The following is a 19,922-nucleotide window of genomic DNA, read 5'->3' as shown; positions in this document are numbered from 1 at the left end:
GCAGTTAACGCGCTAGTGAAATAGCTGATCGCCGGTCGACAATGCCGACCGGCGATCAGCATGTCCCGACAATGGAGGGGGATTTTATGCGTTTTCGCGCGATTGTTCGCTCGCTGCTCGCCACCGCCGCGGTGGCCACGCTGTCTCTGACCGGGTTAGTCACTCCGGCAGCCGCCTCGGGAACGGACCTTCCGCCGCCCGGTGCCAACAACTGGTCCTGCAAGCCCGACTCCGCCCACCCCGAGCCGGTCGTGCTGGTCAACGGCACGCTCAAGCACATGTGGGAGAACTGGCTCACGCTCTCGCCCAGGCTCAACAGAGCCGGCTACTGCGTCTTCGCCTTCAACTACGGCACGTTGGGCACCGCCCCGATCGCCGACTCCGCGGCCGAACTGCGCGACTTCGTCGCCGCCGTGCGCGCCGCGACCGGCGCGGCCAAGGTCGACATCGTCGGGCACAGCCAGGGCGGCATGATGCCGCGCTACTACGTGAAGTTCCTGGACGGGGCCGACAAGGTCGACGACCTCGTGGGCATCGTGCCGTCCAACCACGGCACGACCAACCCGCTCGCCCTGGCGGCCGGCTGGACCTTCTGCCCGGCATGTCTGGAACAGCGCCCCGACTCCGACCTGCTACGACGGCTCAACTCCGGCGGCGAGACCCCGCCGGGCCCCGACTACACGGTCATCACCACGCGCTACGACGAGGTGGTGATCCCGTACACCAGCGCCTACCTCAGCGGCCCGGCCAAGAGCGTCACCAACATCAAGCTCCAGGACCGCTGCCCGCTCGACCCCTTCATGCACGACCAGTCCCCCAAGGATCCGGTCGTCGCCCAGTGGGTGCTCAATGCCCTGGGCCGCCCGGGCCCGGCCGACCCGGACTTCCAGCCCCACTGCCTCAGCCTCTGAAACCGCTTCAGGGTCTTCGGGGCGATCCCCCGAAGACCCTGAAGGCACGCGACCGGTACACGACCGGCGGGCGTCAGGCCGCCTTCTGCGCCCTGGCCTTGGTGGCGTAGATGTCCACGTACTCCTGGCCCGAGAGTCGCATCACGTCGGTCATCACCTCGTCGGTGACCGCCCGCAGTACATAGCGGTCGCGGTCCATGCCCTCGTACCGCGAGAAGTCCAGCGGGGCGCCGAAGCGGACCGTCACCGGCGCGATGCGCGGCATGCCCTTGCCGTCGGGCTGCACCCGGTCGGTGCCGATCATCGCGAACGGCACCACCGGTGCGCCGGTCATCAGCGCCAGCCGGGCGATGCCGGTGCGGCCCCGGTACAGCCGGCCGTCGGGGGAGCGGGTGCCCTCCGGGTAGATCCCGAAGGCATGACCCTCCTCCAGCACCCGGCGCCCGGTCATCAGCGCGGCGACGCCGCCGTGGCCGCCGTCCCGGTCCACCGGGATCATGCCGGCGGCGGTGAAGAACCAGGCCATCAGCCGGCCCTTGAGGCCCTTGCCCTTGACGTACTCGTCCTTGCCGATGAAGAACACCGGCCGCTTCACCACCAGCGTCAGGAACATCGAGTCGATGAACGTGACGTGGTTCCCGGCGACGATCACCGGACCGCTGGTCGGAATGTGCTCCGCCCCCTCGACGCGCGGGCGGAACAGTACGCGCAACAGCATTCCGAGCGTCGCCTTGAGGAAGATGCGGGACAACGGGTCCTCCGGTCGTGGTGGTCGGTCAGCGCTGCGGCGTACGGCTCATCCAGCGCACCGTTCACCGCACCTCGCGCAGCTGAGGACGATACTCGCGGGTCACACCCGTTCGCACACCGGGTTCACACAGCGGATACGCACTGTTGACTGAGGTTTTCCGCGCGTTTGGCACGCTGCCTCGCGCTGGCAAGCCGGTCATGCATACGATCACCAGGTCTTTTGGCAGGTGCCGGACAGCACGACAAGGAGTGTTCATGGAGCAGGAGCAGCAGCTGGGGCGGCGCGCCCTCCTGGGGGCGGCGGCCCTCGGTACGGGAGCGATGGTGCTGGGCGCGGCGGGAACCGCCGAAGCCGCCGGGCACAGCGGACCGGCCTCGTACAAGGAGCTGCCGGTGCCCACCGTCGTCGGGCACCGCGGGGCCTGCGGCTATCGGCCCGAGCACACCCTCGGTTCCTACCAGCTCGCCCTCGACATGGGCGCGGACGTCATCGAGCAGGACCTGGTCCCCACCAAGGACGGGCACCTGGTCTGCCGGCACGAGAACGACATCACCGCCACCACCGATGTCGCCGACCGCCCGGAGTTCGCGGGACGCAAGACCACCAAGACGGTCGACGGGGCGGCCCACACCGGCTGGTTCACCGAGGACTTCACGCTCGCCGAGCTGAAGACGCTGCGCGCCAAGGAGCGCATCCCGGACGTCCGCCAGCGCAACACCCTCTACGACGGCGTGTGGCAGGTGCCCACCTTCGAAGAGGTCCTGAAGTGGGCCGAACGCGAGGGCCGCGCCCGTGGGCGCCGCATATGGCTGCACATCGAGACCAAGCACCCCACCTACTTCCGCAAGCTGGGCCTGGGCCTGGAGGAGCGGCTGGCCAAGCTGCTGCGCCGGTACGGCCGGGACGCGGCGGACTCCCCGAACTTCCTGCAGTCCTTCGAGCCCAGCAGCATCCAGCGGCTCGGCAAGCTGGGCGTGCGGTGCCCGAAGGTCGTCCTGCTCGACGAGCCGGCCGTCAAGCCCTGGGACTTCGTGGAGTCCGGTGACCCGCGCACCACGGCCGACCTGCTCAAGCCCGAGGGCCTCAAGTGGATCGCCGGCTTCGCCCAGGGCATCGGCCCCTGGCTGCCGCAGGTCATCGCGCAGGACGACAAGGGCAAGCTCGGCGAGCCCACCACCCTCGTCCGCGACGCGCACGCCGCGGGGCTGCTCGTCCACCCGTACACGATGCGCAACGAGAACAGCTTCCTGCCGCTGGACTTCCGGGTCGGCGACGACCCCGCCGCGTACGGCAACGCCCTCGGCGCCTTGAAGGCGTACTTCGCCACCGGCATCGACGGCATCTTCTCCGACAACCCGGACACGGCGCTGCTGGCGCGGCAGGCGTTCCTGCGGTCCTGACGGCGTGTCGGGGCCACCGGCACCGGGTACCGGAGCCGGTGGCCCTTCGGCCACCGGGCGTCGGCCACCTGGGCGTCGTCCACCCGGAGGCCCGTTGTCCCCCGGTCGGGTGAGCTGTGGCCGTGTCGGCAACCACGCGCCGACGCGGCCACGTCCCGCCCGGCATGGACCTTGTGGAGGAACTGCGTCCGCTGCTCGCCGCCGAAGCCGCGGCCGAGGCGCACGGCGCCGGTATCGACCCCGCTGACCTGGAGCAGGGGGTGTGGTTACGGCTGCTGGAGCTCACCCGCACCGCGGGCCCGCCGCCGCAACCCGCCGCCTGGCTGCGGACCGCGGTACGGGAGGAGGCGCGCGGCGCCCGCCGCCGCGCCCACCGCGAGGTGCCCTATGACCCGGTCGGCGGCGGGCCGTCCGGCGGTCCCGAATCCTGCGCCGAGGGCCGGGTGCTGGCCGCCGAGACCGGGCGCGCGCTGCGCGAGGCGGTGCGCCGGCTGCCCGGCCGCTGCCCTCGGGTACTGGGCGCGCTGCTCTCCCGGTCCGATCCGACGTACCGGGAGATCGCGGGCGAGTTGGGAATCTCACAGGGCAGCCTGGGGCCGGTTCGTTCCCGATGCCTGGGTTGCCTGCGCAGAATGCTCACGGCGGAGGTTGCGGCTCCTGCCCTACGGGGAAGAGAGCGTGAGTAGCAATCGGCCCGCCACTCGGAGACGGCGTGCACCCTCACGGCGGCTCCACCAGGCCACACACCCCCGGTCGCCCACCCTCACCCTCGATGCGGCCGGGTGACTTCGGACATGGGGAGGCATGCGCACCATGGGCATGAGCGTGACCATCTCTGCGGCGACCGGGCACGACGCCGAGCAGATCCTCAAACTCCAGTACCTGTGCTACCAGCGGGAAGCGGAGCTCTACAACGACTACTCCATCGAGCCGCTGACCCAGTCCCTCGACGACCTCCGTGCCGAACTGGGCGAGGGCTGTGTGCTCGTCGCCCGGCTCGGCGCGGAGGTCGTCGGCTCGGTCCGCGGCGTCGTCGACGAGGACGGCACCGCCGCCATCGCCAAGCTGATCGTCCATCCGCGGATGCAGCGGCACGGCCTCGGCGGCCGGCTGCTGGCGGCGATCGAGGAGCGGCTCGCGGAGGAGGGGGCGGCCAAGCGGTACCGGCTGTTCACCGGCCACCGCAGCGAGGGCAACCTGCGCCTGTACCGCCGATGCGGCTACGCCCAGGTCGGCACGGAGGAGGTCAACCGCCGGCTGAGCCTGGTGCTGCTGGAGAAGACGGTCACGGCGTCGGCGTTCGCCACCAGCGCCTGACCCCGCGTCGGTACGCCACGGCCCGCCGGAGTTCAGCCCCGGCGGGCCTTTCGCAGCCAGACCAGGCCCGTGACCGGCAGGAAGATCGGGATGAACAGATACCCCATGCCGTAGTCCGACCACACCGTCTCGTCGGGGAAGGCGGACGGCGCCACCAGCGTCCAGGTGCCCACCGTCAGCACCCCCAGTAGCTCGGCGGCGCAGCAGACCAGCGCCGCCTTGCGGGCGCCCTCGCCGCCGCGTACGAGCGAGAGGGTGATGAAGGCGTACACGGCCGCGGAGACCGCCGACAGCACGTACGCCAGCGGAGCCTCCTCGTACTGGGCGATCAGCTGGAAGATCGAGCGGGACGCCGCCGCGACGGTGAACACCCCGTACAGCATCACCAGCAGCCGGCCGGGCCCCTGGCCCAGGCCCGCCCCCCGGGCGCCCGCGCCCGCGCTCGCCTCGGACCCGGCCTGCCGGGCAGCGGACTGCTCGGAAGCGGACTCAGGCACCGCTGCCTCCCCAGATGTCGAACAGGCGGACTTCGAGAACGGCCATGACCACCGCGCCGGCGGCCACCGTCGCCGAGCCCCAGCGGGTCCGCTCCGCCAGCGACATGAAACCGCCGATCGGCACCGCGAGGGCCGAGCCGATCAGGTACGCCAGGAAGATCGCCGTGCCCTGGTCGGGCTTCTCGCCGCGCGCCAGCTGGACGACCCCGATCACCAGCTGGACGAGCCCGAGCACGGAGACCACGGCCATGCCGATGAAGTGCCAGTCCTTGGTGGGCTGGTCGCGGTAGGCGGCGAACCCGCACCAGGCGGCCAGGGCGAGGGCGGCCACACCGATCGCGACCGTCAGAGGGTCAAGCATGGGACGACTCTAATCGGCGCGAAACACCGCGTTGCGGCCGGGCCCGGGGTGTCCTCGGATGTTCGGGGAGTGGACAAGAGTGTCCGCTATCTGGACTTAGTTGAGTCGTTCATCAGTCCGTCTGCTTTACTGGCCCGCATGACCGCGACGAGCAACCGCACTTTTGCGACCGAGGCGATGGAAGCGCCCGGTGCTCGTTGTATGTGTCGAATGTGTGACTGCTGAGGGCCCCTGCCTGCACCTCGCGCCCCGAAGCGAGATAGCGCGCCCCGCGTCAACGGAACCCGCAGCCGCGCCCACGCGCCCGCCGGGTCCTGTCCATGCCGCGTTCGCAATGAATGCCCCGTGCCCGGCGGTACCGCCGCCGCGCACTCGACAGTGACGGAAAACCCCTGTGATCACCACTACGGGCCTGACAAAGGTCTACCGCTCACGAGGCCGCGAGGTCACCGCCCTCGACGGTGTCGACCTGCACGTCCGCGAAGGAGAGGTATACGGCGTCGTCGGCCAGAGCGGCGCCGGCAAGTCCACCCTCATCCGCTGCGTGAACCTCCTGGAGCGGCCCAGCTCCGGCACGGTCACCGTGGCGGGCCAGGACCTCACCGCACTGGCCGGTCGCGGCCCCCGCGCGGGCAAGGCCCTGCGCCGGGCGCGTACCCGCATCGGCATGGTCTTCCAGCACTTCAACCTGCTCTCCTCGCGCACCGTGCAGGACAACATCGAGCTGCCGCTGGAGATCCTCGGCGTCTCCGGCAAGGAGCGCTCCCGCAAGGCCCTGGAGCTGCTGGACCTGGTCGGCCTCGCCGACAAGGCGAAGGCGTACCCCGCCCAGCTGTCCGGTGGCCAGAAGCAGCGCGTGGGCATCGCCCGGGCGCTGGCCGGCGACCCGAAGGTGCTGCTCTCCGACGAGGCGACCAGCGCCCTCGACCCCGACACCACCCGCTCCATCCTCCAGTTGCTGCGCGACCTCAACCAGCAGCTCGGGCTCACCGTGCTGCTGATCACGCACGAGATGGACGTGGTCAAGACGATCTGCGACTCGGCCGCGCTGATGCGCGGCGGGCGGGTCGTGGAATCCGGCACCGTCGCGGAACTGCTGGCCACCCCCGGCTCGGAGCTGGCGCACGCGCTCTTCCCGGTCGGCGGAGAGCCCTCGGCCCCGGGCCGCACGGTCGTGGACGTCACCTTCCAGGGCGAGGCCGCGACCCGGCCGGTCATCTCCGAACTGGCCCGTACGTACAACGTCGACGTCTCCATCCTCGGCGCCGCCATGGACACCGTCGCGGGCCGCCAGGTCGGCCGGATGCGGATCGAACTGCCCGGCCGCTTCGAGGAGAACGTCGTCCCGATCGGATACCTGCGCGAGCAGGGCCTGCAGGTGGACGTGGTGGAGCAGGACGGCCGCCCCGACGCGGCGGCCGCCGTTCCCGCCGCCCCCGCGCTGCTGAAGGAAGGTGCCAAGTGACCTGGTCGGAGATGCGGCCCCTGCTGGAGCAGGCGTCCGACGAGACCCTCTACATGGTCGGCTGGTCGGCCCTGATCGCCATCCTCGGCGGACTGCCGCTCGGCGTCCTGCTGGTCCTGACGGACCGTGGCGGCCTGCTGCAGAACGCCGTGGTGAACAAGGTCCTCGGCCAGGTGGTGAACATCGCGCGCTCGATGCCGTTCATCATCCTGATGGTCGCCCTGATGTCCTTCACCCGATGGGTGGTCGGCACCACGATCGGCCAGGACGCCGCGATCGTCCCGCTGGCCATCGGCGCCATCCCGTTCTTCGCACGGCTGGTGGAGACCTCCGTACGCGAGGTGGACCACGGGCTGGTCGAGGCCGTCCAGTCGATGGGCGGCAGCACCTTCACCGTCGTGCGCAAGGTCCTGCTGCCCGAGGCGCTGCCGTCGCTGATCGCCGGTGCCACCACCACCGTCGTCTCGCTCATCGGCTACTCGGCCATGGCCGGCACGGTCGGCGCGGGCGGGCTCGGCGACCTCGCCGTCCGCTACGGCTACCAGCGCTTCGAGTCGGACCTGATGTGGATCATCGTGGCCATCCTCGCGGTCGTCATCTCCCTCATCCAGCTCGCGGGCGACCTCGCCGCACGGCTGCTGTCCCACCGGGGCCGCGCCTCCACCGGCTCCTGACCCCGCACGCGGCGGACTCCCACCCCCGCACCCCCCCAGTAAGAGAGAAAGGCACTTTTCGTGCGTAATTCTGTCAAGATCACCACTGCCGTCCTCGCCGCCGGAGCCCTCAGCCTCGGGCTCACCGCCTGCGGAGGAGGCAAGGACGACGACGCGTTCGTCGTCGCCGCGAGCCCGGTCCCGCACGCGGAGATCCTCACCTACGTCAAGGACAACCTCGCCAAGGACGCCGGCCTCAACCTCGAGGTCAAGGAGTTCACGGACTACATCACGCCGAACACGGCGACCCAGGACGGCTCGGTCGACGCCAACTACTTCCAGACCCAGCCCTACCTCGACAACTTCAACAAGAAGAACCACACCGACATCGTGTCCGTGGTCTCGGTCCACCTGGAGCCCCTCGGGCTGTACTCCCGCTCGCTGAAGTCGGCGGACGACCTCAAGAAGGGCGCGACCGTCGCCATTCCGAACGAGGCCGTGAACGAGGCGCGTGCGCTCAAGCTGCTCGAGGCGAACGGCATCATCAAGCTCAAGAGCGGCGCGGGCACCGAGGCCACCCCCAAGGACATCGAGAAGAACCCCAAGGGTCTGAAGTTCAAGGAGCTGGAGCCCGCCCAGCTGCCGCGCTCCCTGGACGACGTCGACGCGGCCGTGATCAACGGCAACTACGCGATCGAGGCGGACTTCAAGCCCGCGAAGGACGCCCTGGTGCTGGAGTCCGCCAAGGACAACCCGAACAGCAACCTCCTGGCCGTGAAGAAGGGCCACGAGAACGACAAGGACGTCAAGAAGCTCGCCAAGCTGCTCACCTCTCCCGAGGTGAAGAAGTTCATCGAGGACAAGTACGACGGCTCCGTCATCGCCTCGTTCTGATCCGGCGCCCCGCCCGGGCTCCGTCCTGCCGGTCTCCGGCGGCTGACCCGCTCGGCCGAGGGCTCCCGTCCGCCGCCGCCCGGCCGGACCGGAGCCCTCGGCCGCCGCATTCCGTGCTGCACGTCAAGGGCCGATGCTGCATGCTGGGCTCTCCCGATGGCCCTGGCCCTGGTGTAACGGAGCGACACATGACATCCACCTTCCCGGATATCTCCATCAACACGGACCGGCTGGTGCTGCGCCCGTTCGACGCGTCGGACGTCCCCGAACTGACGGACATGATGAACGACGAGCTGGTCACCGCCTGGACCTCCGCCCCGCACCCGTACACCGCCGCCGACGCCCGCGAGTGGATCACCCGCACCGCCCCCGCCGAACGGATCTCCGGCCGCGGCATCGCCTTCGCCGTCACCGAGTTCCTCACCCAGCGCCTGGTGGGCATCGTTCATCTGACCAACACCGACTGGCGGTGCCTGTCCAGCGAGATCGCCTACGTCACCGCCCCCTGGGCACGCGGCGAGGGCTACGCCTCGGAGTCCGTCCTGGCCGTCGCGGGCTGGCTCTTCCGCGACCAGAAGTTCGAGCGTCTGGAGCTGCGCACGGCCGCCGACAACACCGCGTCCCAGCAGGTCGCCCAGAAGGTCGGCTGCGTCAGCGAGGGCGTCCTGCGCAACGCCTGGATAGCCCGTACCCAGACGGAGGACGGCGGCTGGACCGACATCCGCACCGACCTCATCGTCTGGAGCCTGCTCCCCGAGGACCTCGAAGGCGGCGTGGGGGAGCCCCTCAGCGGAGCCGGGTACGCCACGTTCGCCGACTGGGGCTGACATACCCGGTCCTTCGGCCTCCGCCGACCGGGGTACGCTCAACCAAGCCCCGACCCGCCTGCGAGAACAACCGGGAGACTCACGACGATGGCCGACCGCGTCACGGTGATCGGTTGGGACGGTTCCCCGCTGACCGACGCGGCTCGCTCCGCCGTCGCCGCCGCCACCCTCGTGGCCGGCGCCGCACACCACCTGGCCCTGCCCGACGTACCGCCCGGAGCGGAGCTGATCAGGCTCGGCAGCGTCGACCTCGCCGCCCGCCGGATCGCCCAGCACCGCGGCTCCGCCGTCGTCCTCGCCGACGGCGACCCCGGCTTCTTCGGCGTCGTACGCACCCTGCGGGCCCCCCAGCACGGCCTGGAGGTCGAGGTCGTGCCCGCCGTCTCCTCCGTCGCCGCCGCCTTCGCCCGCGCGGGCATGCCCTGGGACGACGCCCAGGTCGTCGTGGCCCACAGCCGCGACCTGCGGCGCGCGGTCAACGTCTGCCGCGCCCACACCAAGGTCGCCGTGCTCACCTCGCCCGGCGCGGGGCCCGCCGAACTCGCGCTGCTGCTCCAGGGCGTCCACCGGACCTTCGTCATCTGCGAGGCGCTGGGCACCCAGCGGGAGCAGGTGACCGTCCTCACCTCCGACAAGGTCGCCGACCACACCTGGCGCGACCCGAACGTGGTCATCGTCATCGGCGGCTCCGGCACCCGCCCGGCGCCGGCGCAGGGCTGGGGACACCTCCGGCCCGAGACCCAGGGCGGCTGGATCGCCGGCCGTGAACCGGACTACCCCGCGGGCGTGCGGGGCTGGGCGCTGCCCGCCCCCGCGTACGCCACCGTGCCGGCCGAGCACGAGTCCCCGCAGCTGCGCGCCGCCCAACTGGCCCGCCTCGGGCCGCGCGTGGGCGACCTGGTCTGGGACATCGGCGCGGGCAGCGGCGCGGCCGCCGTCGAGACGGCGGGCTTCGGAGCCGCCGTCATCGCCGTCGACCGCGACGCCGAGTCCTGTGCGCGGATCACCGCCCTGGCCCGCCGGTTCGGGGTGCAGCTCCAGGTCGTCCAGGGCATCGCCCCGCAGGTGCTGGAAGACCTGCCGGAGCCGGACGTGGTCCGGGTCGGCGGCGGCGGGGCGGCCGTCGTCGCCGCGTGCGCCGCCCGCCGCCCGGAGCGGATCGTCGCCCACGCCGCGACCCGCGACGAGGCCGAGGCGATCGGCGAAGCGCTCAGGGACGGCGGCTACGGCGTGGAGTGCGTCCTGCTGCAGTCGGTCGAGATGGACACCCGGGTCTGGGCGGAGCGGGAGCGCGCCGTCGCCTTCCTGCTCTGCGGCCACCGGCCCCACCCATGACCGCCGCTGAGCGGGGCGCGGGGTAGGCTGGCAGATCGTTGTACCGCCTGTACCGCCGCCCGGTGTTCGGTGATTTATATGCCAATGGCCGGAATGCGCCCCCCGCTTGGTGGGCCGCGGTACGGCAGGGCCGGGGACGTGCAACGTGCCGCGCACCGCGCACGCTCGTTCTTGCTGTGGGCGGGGTTGGAATGAGCACGAGCTGAGCACTGGCTGAGCACTAGCGATGGGCGAGGGAACGCATGACCGACACCGGCCAGGTCCCGGGCGAGGGGCTGCCGGAGAACGCAGGCGGACAACCCGGACTTCCGCCGCACTCCGCGGACGTTCACACCCCTGCCGACGCCGCACACCTCCAGCACCCGGGCGCGCCCGCCCCGACGGCGTACGCCTACCCCGACCCGCAGGTCGCACACCGGCAGGACGGCCCCGCCGGCGGTGACGAGGACGACCAGCTGCTGATGCCGGGCGCGCAGGGCGCGTGGGTGGAGCAGCAGGCGCAGTATCAGGTACCGCAGCAGGCAACGGCGGCCAACCGCCGGCCGCTGCACATGGGCCCGCCGGTGCCGGACGCGCCCACCGGCGGCGTCGTACGCTCGCTCGCCGACCGCGGCCCGGCCACCGCGTCGGCCGTCGCGCCGCACAGCGCGCCGCTTCCGCAGCAGGCCGCGCCCATGCCCGCCGGCGGACCGGAGTACCTGGACACGCAGTCCGTGGAATCCGCCGTGCCGGACGCGCAGATGACGGAGCCGCTGCCCGAGCCACTGCCGGGTCCGCAGCTCGGCGAGCTGCCGCCGATGGCCGCCGGGCCGTGGCCGGGCGACCCGCAGCAGGGGCTCGGCGTACCGGAGGAAACGGCCGGTCAGGTGGCGCAGCACGCCCCCGAACCGGTGTACGTGGAACCGCTCCCGCCGCCCGGGGAGATGCCCGGCGCCGCGATGCCGATGGCCGAGGCGCCCCCGGTGGCCCCGGCACCGGTGGGTCAGGTGCCGGCGGCCGAGACGCCCGTGGCCCAGGTGCCGGTGGCCCAGGCGCCGGTGGCGGAGACGCCCGGCGCGGGCGCGCCCGTGGGCGAGGCTCCTGCCGGTGAGGCGCAAGGATCCGAGGTACAGGGGGCCCCGGCGCAGGGGGCCGAGGCACAGGGCGTCGACGCGGTCGCGCCGGAGGCCGCTGTGAGCCAGGCGCCGGTCGCTGACGTGAACGAGGCGCCGGTCGCTGACGTGAGCGGGGGGCCGGTGGCTGAAGGCGTGTCGCTGCCTGAGCCTGCGGTGTCCGAGGTGGCGGTGGATCAGGCGGCGGCCGCGGACGCGCCGGTGGCCGACGCGCCCGCCGCCGGGCCGGACGCCGCGCCGCCCGCGGCCGGGGTTCCCGCCGACACGCCCGCCGTCGCCGCACAGCAGCCGGCGGAAGGCTCCGTCCTGCCCGAGCAGACGGGTGCGGTGGCCGAGCAGGCGGGCGTAGCAGCCGAGCAGACGGCGGTGGCCGCGCAGCCGGGCGTCGTGCCCGAGCAGCCTGGCGTCGTGCCCGCGCAGGCCGCGGTCGTCGCGCGGCCCGGTCAGTCCGTCGCGCCGGGTACCCCGGCGGAGGGCGTGCAGTCGGTCGCGGCCGCGGAGGCGCAGACCGAGCCGCTGCCGCAGGCGGTGCCGGTGGCCCAGGCGGCCGTACCGGCACAACCGGCGCCCGGTGGCGTGCCCGAAGCCCAGCAGTCCGCGCAGGCCCCGCAGTCCGCGACCCCCGTGCCGGGAGCCGAACCGCAGGGCGCGGTCCCGTTCGTGCCCGCACAGGCGGCCGGTGAGCCCGCCCCCGCCCCCGCCCCTGCGTCCGTCCCGGAGCAGCCCGCGCCCGCACCGGCGCAGCCGGTCGCGGCCGACGTGACGCAGGCCGAAGCCCCCGCCGCCCAGCCTGCGGCCGCCCCGAGCGGCTCCGAGCAGGAGCCCGCGGCCGAGGACGGGCAGGAAGCCGTGGCGGTTCCGTCGGCCGAGGAAGCTCCGTCGGCCGAGGAAGCTCCGGCAGCAGAGGTGGCCGAGGCCGCCGAGGCGGCGCCGGTGACCGAGCCCGCGACCGTCTCCGAGAACGAGCCCGCGCCGGTGACCGAGGACGAGGTCGCTCCCGCGAGCGAGGCCCCGGCCGTCGCTCCGGCCGGTTCCGCCTCGCAGCCTCAGCAGTCGGTGGCGTCAATAGACGAAGACACCCCGGCCGGGCCCGCCGACGGTGCCGAGGCCGCCGCCCCGGCCGCCGTGCCTGAGGGGCACGCGGCCGAGGAGACGGAGACGGTCCAGGCCGCCCAGGCGCCCGAGGCCCCAAGGCCCGAGACCCCGGCGGCTGACGCTCCCGCAGCGGATGGGGCCACCGAGGCCGACGCGGCTCCCGCAGCCGAGCCTGCCGCCGCTGCGGCCCCCGCGGCCGCCGAGCCCGTACCGGAGTCCTCGGCGCCCGACGTCCCGTCCGCGGACGCCCCGTCCGCCGAGGCCGGAGCCGATGCCCCGTCCGCCGAGGCCGCGGTCGGCGCCCGATCCGCCGAGGTCACGTCCGCCGACGCCGCGGCCGAGATTCCGACCGACGTCTCGAGCGAGGTCCCCGCCGAGGCGATCACGGGTCCCGCGGCGGAAGCCGCCGCCGACGGCACCGGGTCCGCTGCCCAGCCGCCCGCCGCCCGGCCCGCGCAACAGCCAGCCGCACCAGGCGAGGCCGAAGCCCCGGGCGAGTCGGCGGAAGCCGGTGCCGCCGAGTCCGGTGCCGCCGACGCGCCGGGCACCGACGGACCGGACCCCGACGCGCCGGAGGAGCCGCCCGCGCCCCCCGCCGGCCCGCCCGCCGAGGGGTACGGCGAGGCCGAGCGCGCCGCCGTGCACCGGGTGATGCGGGAGCGCCGCGACATCCGCAACGGCTTCCGGACCGACCCCATCCCGCACGAGGTGCTGCTGCGCGTCCTGGAGGCCGCGCACACCGCGCCCAGCGTCGGCCACTCCCAGCCGTGGGACTTCGTCGTCATCCGGTCCGAGGAGACCCGCCGTACGATGCACGAGCTGGCCACCCGCCAGCGCGAGGCGTACGCCAAGTCCCTGCCCAAGGCCCGGGCGAAGCAGTTCAAGGAACTGAAGATCGAGGCCATCCTCGACACCCCGGTCAACATCGTCGTCACCGCCGACCCCACGCGCGGCGGCCGGCACACGCTCGGGCGGCACACCCAGCCGCAGATGGCGCCGTACTCCTCGGCGCTGGCCGTCGAGAACCTCTGGCTCGCCGCGCGCGCCGAGGGGCTCGGTGTCGGCTGGGTCAGCTTCTTCGACGAGCGCGAGATGGTGCGGGCACTGGGCCTCCCGGAGCATCTGGAGGTCGTGGCCTACCTGTGCGTCGGGTACGTGGACGAGTTCCCGGACGAGCCGGAGCTGATGCAGGCGGGGTGGGCCAAGCGTCGCCCGCTGTCGTGGGTGGTCCACGAGGAGACGTACGGGCGGCGCGCGCTGCCCGGCGAGGAGCCGCACGACCTGCTCCAGGAGACCCTCCGCGGCATCCGCCCGCTGGACGCCAAGGCGCTCGGCGAGGCGTGGGAGCGCCAGAAGCGGATGACCAAGCCGTCCGGCGCGCTCGGCATGCTGGAGATCATCTCCGCGCAGCTCAGCGGCCTGTCCCGGAAGTGCCCGCCGCCGATTCCGGAGCCCGCCGCCGTGGCGATCTTCGCGGGTGACCACGGGGTGCACGCCCAGGGCGTCACCGCCTGGCCGCAGGAGGTCACCAGCCAGATGGTGGCCAACTTCCTGGGCGGCGGGGCCGTGTGCAACGCCTTCGCCAACCAGGTCGGCGCCGAGGTGTGCGTGGTGGACGTCGGCGTCGCGGGCGATCTGCCCAGTACGCCGGGCCTGCTGCCCCGCAAGGTGCGTGCGGGCACCGACGACTTCACCGCCGGCCCCGCCATGAGCCGCGAGGACGTGCTGCGCGCCATCGAGGTGGGCATCGAGACCGCCCGCGACCTGGTGGCCGCCGGGAACAAGGCGCTCCTCACGGGTGAGATGGGCATCGCCAACACCACCGTGTCGGCCGCGCTGATCTCGGTGTACACGGGTGCCGATCCGGCGGAGATCACCGGGCGCGGTACGGGCATCAACGACGAGATGCACGCCCGGAAGATCGATGTCGTACGGCGCGCGCTGGAACTGCACCAGCCGGATCCGGCGGACCCGATCGGCGTCCTGGCGGCGATCGGCGGACTGGAGCACGCGGCGATCGTCGGTCTGCTGCTCGGTGGCGCGTCCTTGCGTACGCCGGTGATCCTGGACGGAGTCAGCGCGGGGGCTGCCGCCCTGGTGGCGCGGGCGATCGCACCGGAGGCGCTGGCGGCGTGCATCGCCGGGCACCGCAGCGCGGAGCCCGGGCACCGGGCGGCCCTGACCAAGCTGGGGCTGCGGCCGCTGGTCGACCTGGATCTGCGCCTCGGGGAGGGCACGGGCGCGCTGCTCGCGCTTCCGGTGGTGCAGAGCGCCGCGCGGGCGATGCACGAGGTGGCGACGTTCGATTCGGCCGGGGTCACCGAGAAGGGCTGACCGCCGACCCGCCGGTGCCCGGCCCCGGGCACCGGCGGTCCTGCCCGTTCCACCGTTCCCCGGCTGCCTGGGAAGACCCGGCCTGCCGGTGTACCTCCCCTGCCGCGAGGCAGCGCCGACCACGTCGCGGGTGGCGGTGCCGGCCGCAGGTCGTAGGGTATGCGCCAGAAGGACCGGGGGAGGGGCCCGGGGAGGCCGGCCCCATACTTGATCAGCCGCTTCAGTGCCGCAGCGGTCAGCGCAACCGTACGAGGAGAGCCGCACCGCCATGCCTGAGAACTTCGCTTACCCCGTCGGACTGCGCCTGTCCGGGCGGCGTGTCGTCGTGCTCGGGGCGGGGCAGGTCGCGCAGCGCCGGCTGCCGGCACTGATCGCCTCCGGTGCGGACATCCTGCTGGTGTCCCCGTCGGCGACCGCCTCCGTCGAGGCGATGGCCGACGCGGGCGAACTGCGCTGGGAGCGGCGCAAGTACCGGGACGGCGACTTCGAGGGCGCCTGGTACGCGCTGATCACCACCGACGACCCGGAGGCCAACGCGGCGGCGTCCGCCGAGGCGGAGCGGCGGCGGGTGTGGTGTGTGCGCAGCGACGACGCCGAGGCCGCGTCGGCGTGGACCCCGGCGACCGGGCGCAGCGAGGGCGTGACCGTGGCCGTGCTGACCGGCCAGGATCCGCGTCGCTCCGCGGCCGTGCGGGACGCGGTGGTGGAGGGGCTGCGCGACGGCTCGCTCGCCGCGCCGCACCGCCGGAGCCGCACGCCGGGTGTCGCACTCGTGGGCGGCGGGCCCGGCGACCCGGATCTGATCACCGTGCGGGGGCGGCGGCTGCTCGCCGAGGCCGACGTCGTCATCGCCGACCGGCTCGGGCCGCGTGACCTGCTGGACGAGTTGCCGCCGCACGTCGAGGTGATCGACGCCGCCAAGATCCCCTACGGCCGGTTCATGGCCCAGGAGGCCATCAACAACGCGCTGATCGAGCACGCGAGGGCAGGCAAGGCGGTCGTGCGACTCAAGGGCGGGGACCCGTTCGTCTTCGGCCGCGGCATGGAGGAGGCCGAGGCGCTGGCGGCGGCCGGGATCCCGTGCACGGTGGTGCCGGGCATCTCCAGCTCCATCAGCGTGCCGGGCGCCGCCGGGATCCCGGTCACGCACCGGGGTGTCGCGCACGAGTTCACCGTGGTCAGCGGCCATGTCGCGCCGGACGACCCGAGTTCGCTGGTCGACTGGGCGGCGCTGGCCAAGCTGCGCGGCACACTGGTGCTGCTGATGGCCGTGGAGAAGATCGGCAAGATCGCCGCGGCGCTCATGGCTCACGGCCGGGACGGGGACACGCCCGTCGCCGTCGTACAGGAGGGGACGACCGCGTCGCAGCGGCGGGTGGACGCGACGCTCGCCACGGTGGGGGAGACGGTCGCCGCCGAGGGCGTACGCCCGCCCGCCGTGATCGTGATCGGCGACGTCGTCGCCGTCGGACCGCGTAACCGCCGGTAATACTCGGCGTTGGCACCACAACCAGGACAAGGCAGTATCACCCTGTGGCTGAACTCATCACCGTCGACGACCCCGGCGACCCGCGCCTGAGCGATTACCTCGGCCTGACCGACGTGGAGCTGCGCCGGCAGCGCGAGCCCGCCGAAGGGCTGTTCATCGCCGAGGGCGAGAAGGTGATCCGGCGTGCCCGGCAGGCCGGGTACGAGATGCGCTCGATGCTGCTGTCGGCCAAGTGGGTCGACGTCATGCGCGACGTCATCGACGAGGTTCCGGCGCCGGTGTACGCGGTCAGCCCGGACCTGGCCGAGCGGGTGACGGGCTATCACGTCCACCGCGGCGCGCTCGCCTCCATGCAGCGCAAGCCCCTGCCGGACGCCGGGACGCTGCTGTCCGCGGCGCGCCGCGTCGTCATCATGGAGTCGGTCAACGACCACACCAACATCGGCGCCATCTTCCGCAGCGCCGCCGCGCTGGGTATGGACGCGGTGCTGCTCTCACCGGACTGCGCGGACCCGCTGTACCGGCGGTCGGTCAAGGTGTCCATGGGGGCGGTGTTCTCGGTGCCGTACGCGCGCCTGGAGACCTGGCCGCGCGGTCTGGACGCGGTGCGCGACGCCGGGTTCACCCTGCTGGCGCTCACCCCCGACCAGAAGGCCACCGCCATGGACGAGGCCGCCCCGCACCGGCTGGACCGGGTCGCGCTGATGCTGGGCGCGGAGGGGGAGGGGCTGTCCCGGCAGGCGCTGATGGCGGCCGACGAGTGGGTCCGGATCCCGATGGCCCACGGCGTCGACTCCCTGAACGTGGGCGCCGCCGCGGCCGTCGCGTTCTACGCGGTCACCGCCGGCCGACCGCGGGACTGAACCGCGCCGCGGGTCTGAACCGTGCCGCAGGCCTGACCGTCATCAGGGGAGCGGCTCCCTCAGAGCCCGCCGGGGGTCTCGGGAGCCGTCGGAGCGGGTCGCCGGTCGAGCAGTCCGTCCACCGGGCCCTGGCAGCCCTGCGCCGCTCCGATGCCGAGTGCCGCCAGCAGCGTCACCACGATGAAGACGATCAGCCGCTGGCGCAGCAACCGGCGGTTCGGGCCGGCCGGGCGGCGGCCGCCGGAGCCGGTACGCGCCGGAGGCCGCCGCCCGGGACGCTGTACCGGAGTACGCCCGCCCGGACGGCTGCCCGGTGCCGTGCGCGATCCCGAGCGGGGCGCGGGTGGGCGTGATCCTCGCCCGGGCGTCGTCCGGGTGGCGCCCTGGGGGCGTGGCGTCGCCCCTTCCTCGGGACGGCGCTCGGTGCGCTGCCGCGCGTACTCGTCGGCACGCCGCCCGGTCGGCCGCTCCGGATGCTGCCGCGGGCCCGGCGCGCGGGTGTCCTGCACCCCGTGTGCCTCGCGGGCCGCGATCTCCTTCAACCGCAGCGACAGCTGGAGCGTGCTGGGTCGGTCCTCCGGGGCCTTGGCCAGGCAGGCGTGGATCAGCGGGGCGAGCGCGTCGGGCACCGCCATCAGCTGCGGCTCCTCGTGCACCACGCGGTAGAGCATCACCTCGGAACTGCCGTGCCCGAACGGGGTGTCGGAGGTCGCCGCGTACGCGAGGGTGGCGCCCAGCGCGAAGACGTCCGTGGCCGGGGTCACCGCCGCACCGCGCACCTGCTCGGGGGCGAGGAAACCGGGGGAGCCGACCGCCGTGCCGACGTGCGTCAGCGTGCTGGCACCGGTGGCCCAGGCGATGCCGAAGTCGATGATCCGCGGCCCCTTGGGGGACAGCAGGATGTTCGACGGCTTCAGATCACGGTGCACCACCCCCGCGTCATGGACCGCCAACAGCCCCTCGGCCAGGGCCGAACCGATCGACGCGACCTGCGCGGCGGGCAGCGGGCCCGCCTCGTTGATCTTGTCGTGCAGGGACGGCCCCGGGACGTACTGGGTGGCGAACCAGGGCCGTTCCGCGTCCAGATCGGCGGCCACCAGCCGGGCCGTACAGCCACCGCGGATCCGGCGCGCCGCCGACACCTCGCGAGCGAACCGCGACCGGAACTCCTGGTCCTCGGCCAGATCCGGGCGGATCACCTTCAGCGCCACGCGCTGGCCGCGCCGGTCGGAGCCGAGGTAGACCACGCCCATGCCGCCCGCGCCGAGCCGCCGATGGAGGCGGAACGAGCCGACGACACGCGGGTCCTCGCGGCGGAGCCGCATCATCGCCATGTCCGTCCCCTACCTCCGGTGGGGAGGCCCCACTCTCCGCTGCCGTTCCGTCTGACGAGCCACAGCTTACGGATTGACGGCCCGCCGTGCTGCGAGGCCGCGCATGCGTCGGACGACGGATTGTCAGAGGCCGCCGGGATCGACGAGTTGTGGGCCGGAGCCGGGGGAGCCGGGCTCCGTGCCGCGCCGCGTGGCCCCAAGCCGCCGTGGCGGAACGGAGTTTGATCCTGCGACAGGTGATCGTGCGGTGACGGTCACCGGTGCCGGGGACACGACCCGGACGTCTCAAGTGGCGGCGGACGGGATGGGCCGCCGGGCGGGGACGGCGGTGCGGCAGGGAGCGGTGGAAGTGAGCGAAGTCACTGGGGGCGCCTCCGGACTGGGCCCGGGGGACGGGGGTGTGGTGCGTACGGCCCGCCCGAGGCTGACCGGGCCCCGGCGCCGGCCGAGCACCCGGCCCCGGGGCGTCGAGGAGCAGGTGGGCGGATCCCTCCGGGAAGACCCCAGGTCCTGAGCCGGGTGTCTCCACCCAGGGGAGTACGCGCACCGGGTGGACGTCATCCTCATGGAGGCCCGCTAATCAGTACGAAGGCATGACGCCGGGGTACCGCCCCCGCGCCTAATGTTGAGGTCAAGCGGCGGGCGCAGCACTCGTCCCCCGAGGTCAGACGCCCGCCGCTGCTATGGACAGGGAGTGAGGAGCGATGGCGGACACGGCAGCGCGCACGGCCTCCCGGACGCGCGGACGGCATGTCGTCGACGCGTTCGGGGACCAGCTGACCGGCACCCGCCATCCCTTGGTCGCGGTGGCGATGGTGCTGCCGCTCGCGACGCTCCTCGCCGTCCTGTTCGGCGGCTGGGAAGCGGTCGCCACACAAGCGTCGTCCGTGGCGGGAATGCTGGGGCGCTGAGGCGCCCCGGGTCCGGGAGAGCGGCCCGGACCGGGGACTTCCGGCCATTAACCCCGTGGGGACGGGGGTGCGGCGGACGGCACGAATGCCCGGGTGGTTGGGGAACCGCCCGGGCATCGCGCCTTTTTGGCGCGAGTGGTTCGCGCCACGTGGCCACTTGGCCGCCGCCCCGGAATCGGCGGCGCAGCCGCCCCCGCCAGGCCTCCGCGCGTGTCGCGCCGCCGTGGCGCTCCTCACCCCTACCCCGATGCGCGGCCCTGCCGGGACGCGGCCTCTTTCCGGGCCCGCCCCGAACCGTGGTCCTGCCGGGATGCGGCGTCGTGCCGAGCCTGCCCCGAACCGTGGCCTCTGCCGGTGTTCCAGAGCGTGGCCG

At 73.2% G+C, this 19,922-nt stretch carries 17 protein-coding genes; 13 read left to right on the top strand and 4 right to left on the bottom strand.

What is annotated here, in order from left to right; all coding sequences use genetic code 11:
• Nucleotides 1–86: 86 nt before the first annotated feature.
• Complete coding sequence (locus tag ACQUSR_RS04970) at nucleotides 87–911, top strand: alpha/beta fold hydrolase (RefSeq protein WP_431041296.1); 825 nt, start codon at nucleotides 87–89, stop codon at nucleotides 909–911.
• 73 nt (nucleotides 912–984) lie between these two features.
• Here ACQUSR_RS04970 and ACQUSR_RS04965 read toward each other — a convergent pair whose 3' ends face one another.
• Complete coding sequence (locus tag ACQUSR_RS04965) at nucleotides 985–1,662, bottom strand: lysophospholipid acyltransferase family protein (protein WP_431041295.1); 678 nt, start codon at nucleotides 1,660–1,662, stop codon at nucleotides 985–987.
• 254 nt (nucleotides 1,663–1,916) lie between these two features.
• On the opposite strand from ACQUSR_RS04965, the gene ACQUSR_RS04960 reads away from it, so the two are divergent.
• The 3 genes from ACQUSR_RS04960 to ACQUSR_RS04950 all read left to right on the top strand — a co-directional run bounded on the left by ACQUSR_RS04960 (nucleotide 1,917) and on the right by ACQUSR_RS04950 (nucleotide 4,379).
• Nucleotides 1,917–3,062, top strand: coding sequence for a glycerophosphodiester phosphodiesterase (locus ACQUSR_RS04960; RefSeq protein WP_431041294.1), 1,146 nt, complete (start codon nucleotides 1,917–1,919; stop codon nucleotides 3,060–3,062).
• Between the two features lie 164 nt (nucleotides 3,063–3,226).
• Nucleotides 3,227–3,748, top strand: coding sequence for an RNA polymerase sigma factor (locus tag ACQUSR_RS04955; protein ID WP_431047391.1), 522 nt, complete (start codon nucleotides 3,227–3,229; stop codon nucleotides 3,746–3,748).
• A gap of 127 nt (nucleotides 3,749–3,875) precedes the next feature.
• Nucleotides 3,876–4,379: a GNAT family N-acetyltransferase gene (locus ACQUSR_RS04950; RefSeq protein ID WP_431047389.1), complete on the top strand. Its 504-nt coding sequence runs from the start codon at nucleotides 3,876–3,878 to the stop codon at nucleotides 4,377–4,379.
• Between the two features lie 32 nt (nucleotides 4,380–4,411).
• Here ACQUSR_RS04950 and ACQUSR_RS04945 read toward each other — a convergent pair whose 3' ends face one another.
• On the bottom strand, nucleotides 4,412–4,876 hold the full coding sequence (locus ACQUSR_RS04945) for a hypothetical protein (RefSeq protein ID WP_431041293.1): 465 nt from the start codon (nucleotides 4,874–4,876) through the stop codon (nucleotides 4,412–4,414).
• On the bottom strand, nucleotides 4,869–5,237 hold the full coding sequence (locus ACQUSR_RS04940; RefSeq protein WP_431041292.1) for a hypothetical protein: 369 nt from the start codon (nucleotides 5,235–5,237) through the stop codon (nucleotides 4,869–4,871). The genes ACQUSR_RS04945 and ACQUSR_RS04940 overlap by 8 nt, the downstream gene beginning before the upstream one ends.
• Nucleotides 5,238–5,631: 394 nt before the next feature.
• On the opposite strand from ACQUSR_RS04940, the gene ACQUSR_RS04935 reads away from it, so the two are divergent.
• The 8 genes from ACQUSR_RS04935 to ACQUSR_RS04900 all read left to right on the top strand — a co-directional run bounded on the left by ACQUSR_RS04935 (nucleotide 5,632) and on the right by ACQUSR_RS04900 (nucleotide 17,304).
• Nucleotides 5,632–6,702 (top strand): methionine ABC transporter ATP-binding protein, encoded by a 1,071-nt coding sequence (locus tag ACQUSR_RS04935; RefSeq protein ID WP_431041291.1) that lies wholly within the window; start codon nucleotides 5,632–5,634, stop codon nucleotides 6,700–6,702.
• A complete protein-coding gene (locus tag ACQUSR_RS04930; protein WP_431041290.1) occupies nucleotides 6,699–7,376 on the top strand; it encodes a methionine ABC transporter permease in 678 nt (225 codons plus the stop codon). Before ACQUSR_RS04935 ends, ACQUSR_RS04930 begins: the two co-directional genes overlap by 4 nt.
• 60 nt (nucleotides 7,377–7,436) lie before the next feature.
• Nucleotides 7,437–8,249 carry a MetQ/NlpA family ABC transporter substrate-binding protein gene (locus tag ACQUSR_RS04925; RefSeq protein WP_431041289.1) on the top strand — a complete coding sequence of 271 codons (813 nt, stop codon included), beginning with the start codon at nucleotides 7,437–7,439 and terminating at the stop codon, nucleotides 8,247–8,249.
• A gap of 188 nt (nucleotides 8,250–8,437) precedes the next feature.
• Nucleotides 8,438–9,076 carry a GNAT family N-acetyltransferase gene (locus ACQUSR_RS04920; protein ID WP_431041288.1) on the top strand — a complete coding sequence of 213 codons (639 nt, stop codon included), beginning with the start codon at nucleotides 8,438–8,440 and terminating at the stop codon, nucleotides 9,074–9,076.
• 87 nt (nucleotides 9,077–9,163) lie between these two features.
• Nucleotides 9,164–10,411 carry a precorrin-6y C5,15-methyltransferase (decarboxylating) subunit CbiE gene (gene cbiE, locus ACQUSR_RS04915; RefSeq protein ID WP_431041287.1) on the top strand — a complete coding sequence of 416 codons (1,248 nt, stop codon included), beginning with the start codon at nucleotides 9,164–9,166 and terminating at the stop codon, nucleotides 10,409–10,411.
• A gap of 242 nt (nucleotides 10,412–10,653) precedes the next feature.
• Nucleotides 10,654–14,952, top strand: coding sequence for a nicotinate-nucleotide--dimethylbenzimidazole phosphoribosyltransferase (gene cobT / locus ACQUSR_RS04910; RefSeq protein WP_431041286.1), 4,299 nt, complete (start codon nucleotides 10,654–10,656; stop codon nucleotides 14,950–14,952).
• Nucleotides 14,953–15,220: 268 nt separating this feature from the next.
• Nucleotides 15,221–16,441: a uroporphyrinogen-III C-methyltransferase gene (gene cobA, locus ACQUSR_RS04905; protein WP_431041285.1), complete on the top strand. Its 1,221-nt coding sequence runs from the start codon at nucleotides 15,221–15,223 to the stop codon at nucleotides 16,439–16,441.
• Nucleotides 16,442–16,485: 44 nt separating this feature from the next.
• The gene (locus ACQUSR_RS04900) at nucleotides 16,486–17,304 is read left to right on the top strand and encodes a TrmH family RNA methyltransferase (RefSeq protein ID WP_431041284.1); all 819 of its coding nucleotides are present in this window, start codon (nucleotides 16,486–16,488) and stop codon (nucleotides 17,302–17,304) included.
• Between the two features lie 59 nt (nucleotides 17,305–17,363).
• Here ACQUSR_RS04900 and ACQUSR_RS04895 read toward each other — a convergent pair whose 3' ends face one another.
• Complete coding sequence (locus ACQUSR_RS04895) at nucleotides 17,364–18,638, bottom strand: protein kinase domain-containing protein (protein WP_431041283.1); 1,275 nt, start codon at nucleotides 18,636–18,638, stop codon at nucleotides 17,364–17,366.
• 704 nt (nucleotides 18,639–19,342) lie between these two features.
• Here ACQUSR_RS04895 and ACQUSR_RS04890 point away from each other — a divergent pair.
• The gene (locus ACQUSR_RS04890) at nucleotides 19,343–19,549 is read left to right on the top strand and encodes a hypothetical protein (RefSeq protein WP_431041282.1); all 207 of its coding nucleotides are present in this window, start codon (nucleotides 19,343–19,345) and stop codon (nucleotides 19,547–19,549) included.
• Nucleotides 19,550–19,922: the final 373 nt, after the last annotated feature.

It is taken from the genome of Streptomyces sp. P1-3 (assembly GCF_050613155.1).
Classification (GTDB): Bacteria; Actinomycetota; Actinomycetes; order Streptomycetales; family Streptomycetaceae; genus Streptomyces.
Note: the sequence above shows the minus strand (reverse complement) of the source record. Positions and strands in the feature narration are given on the sequence as shown.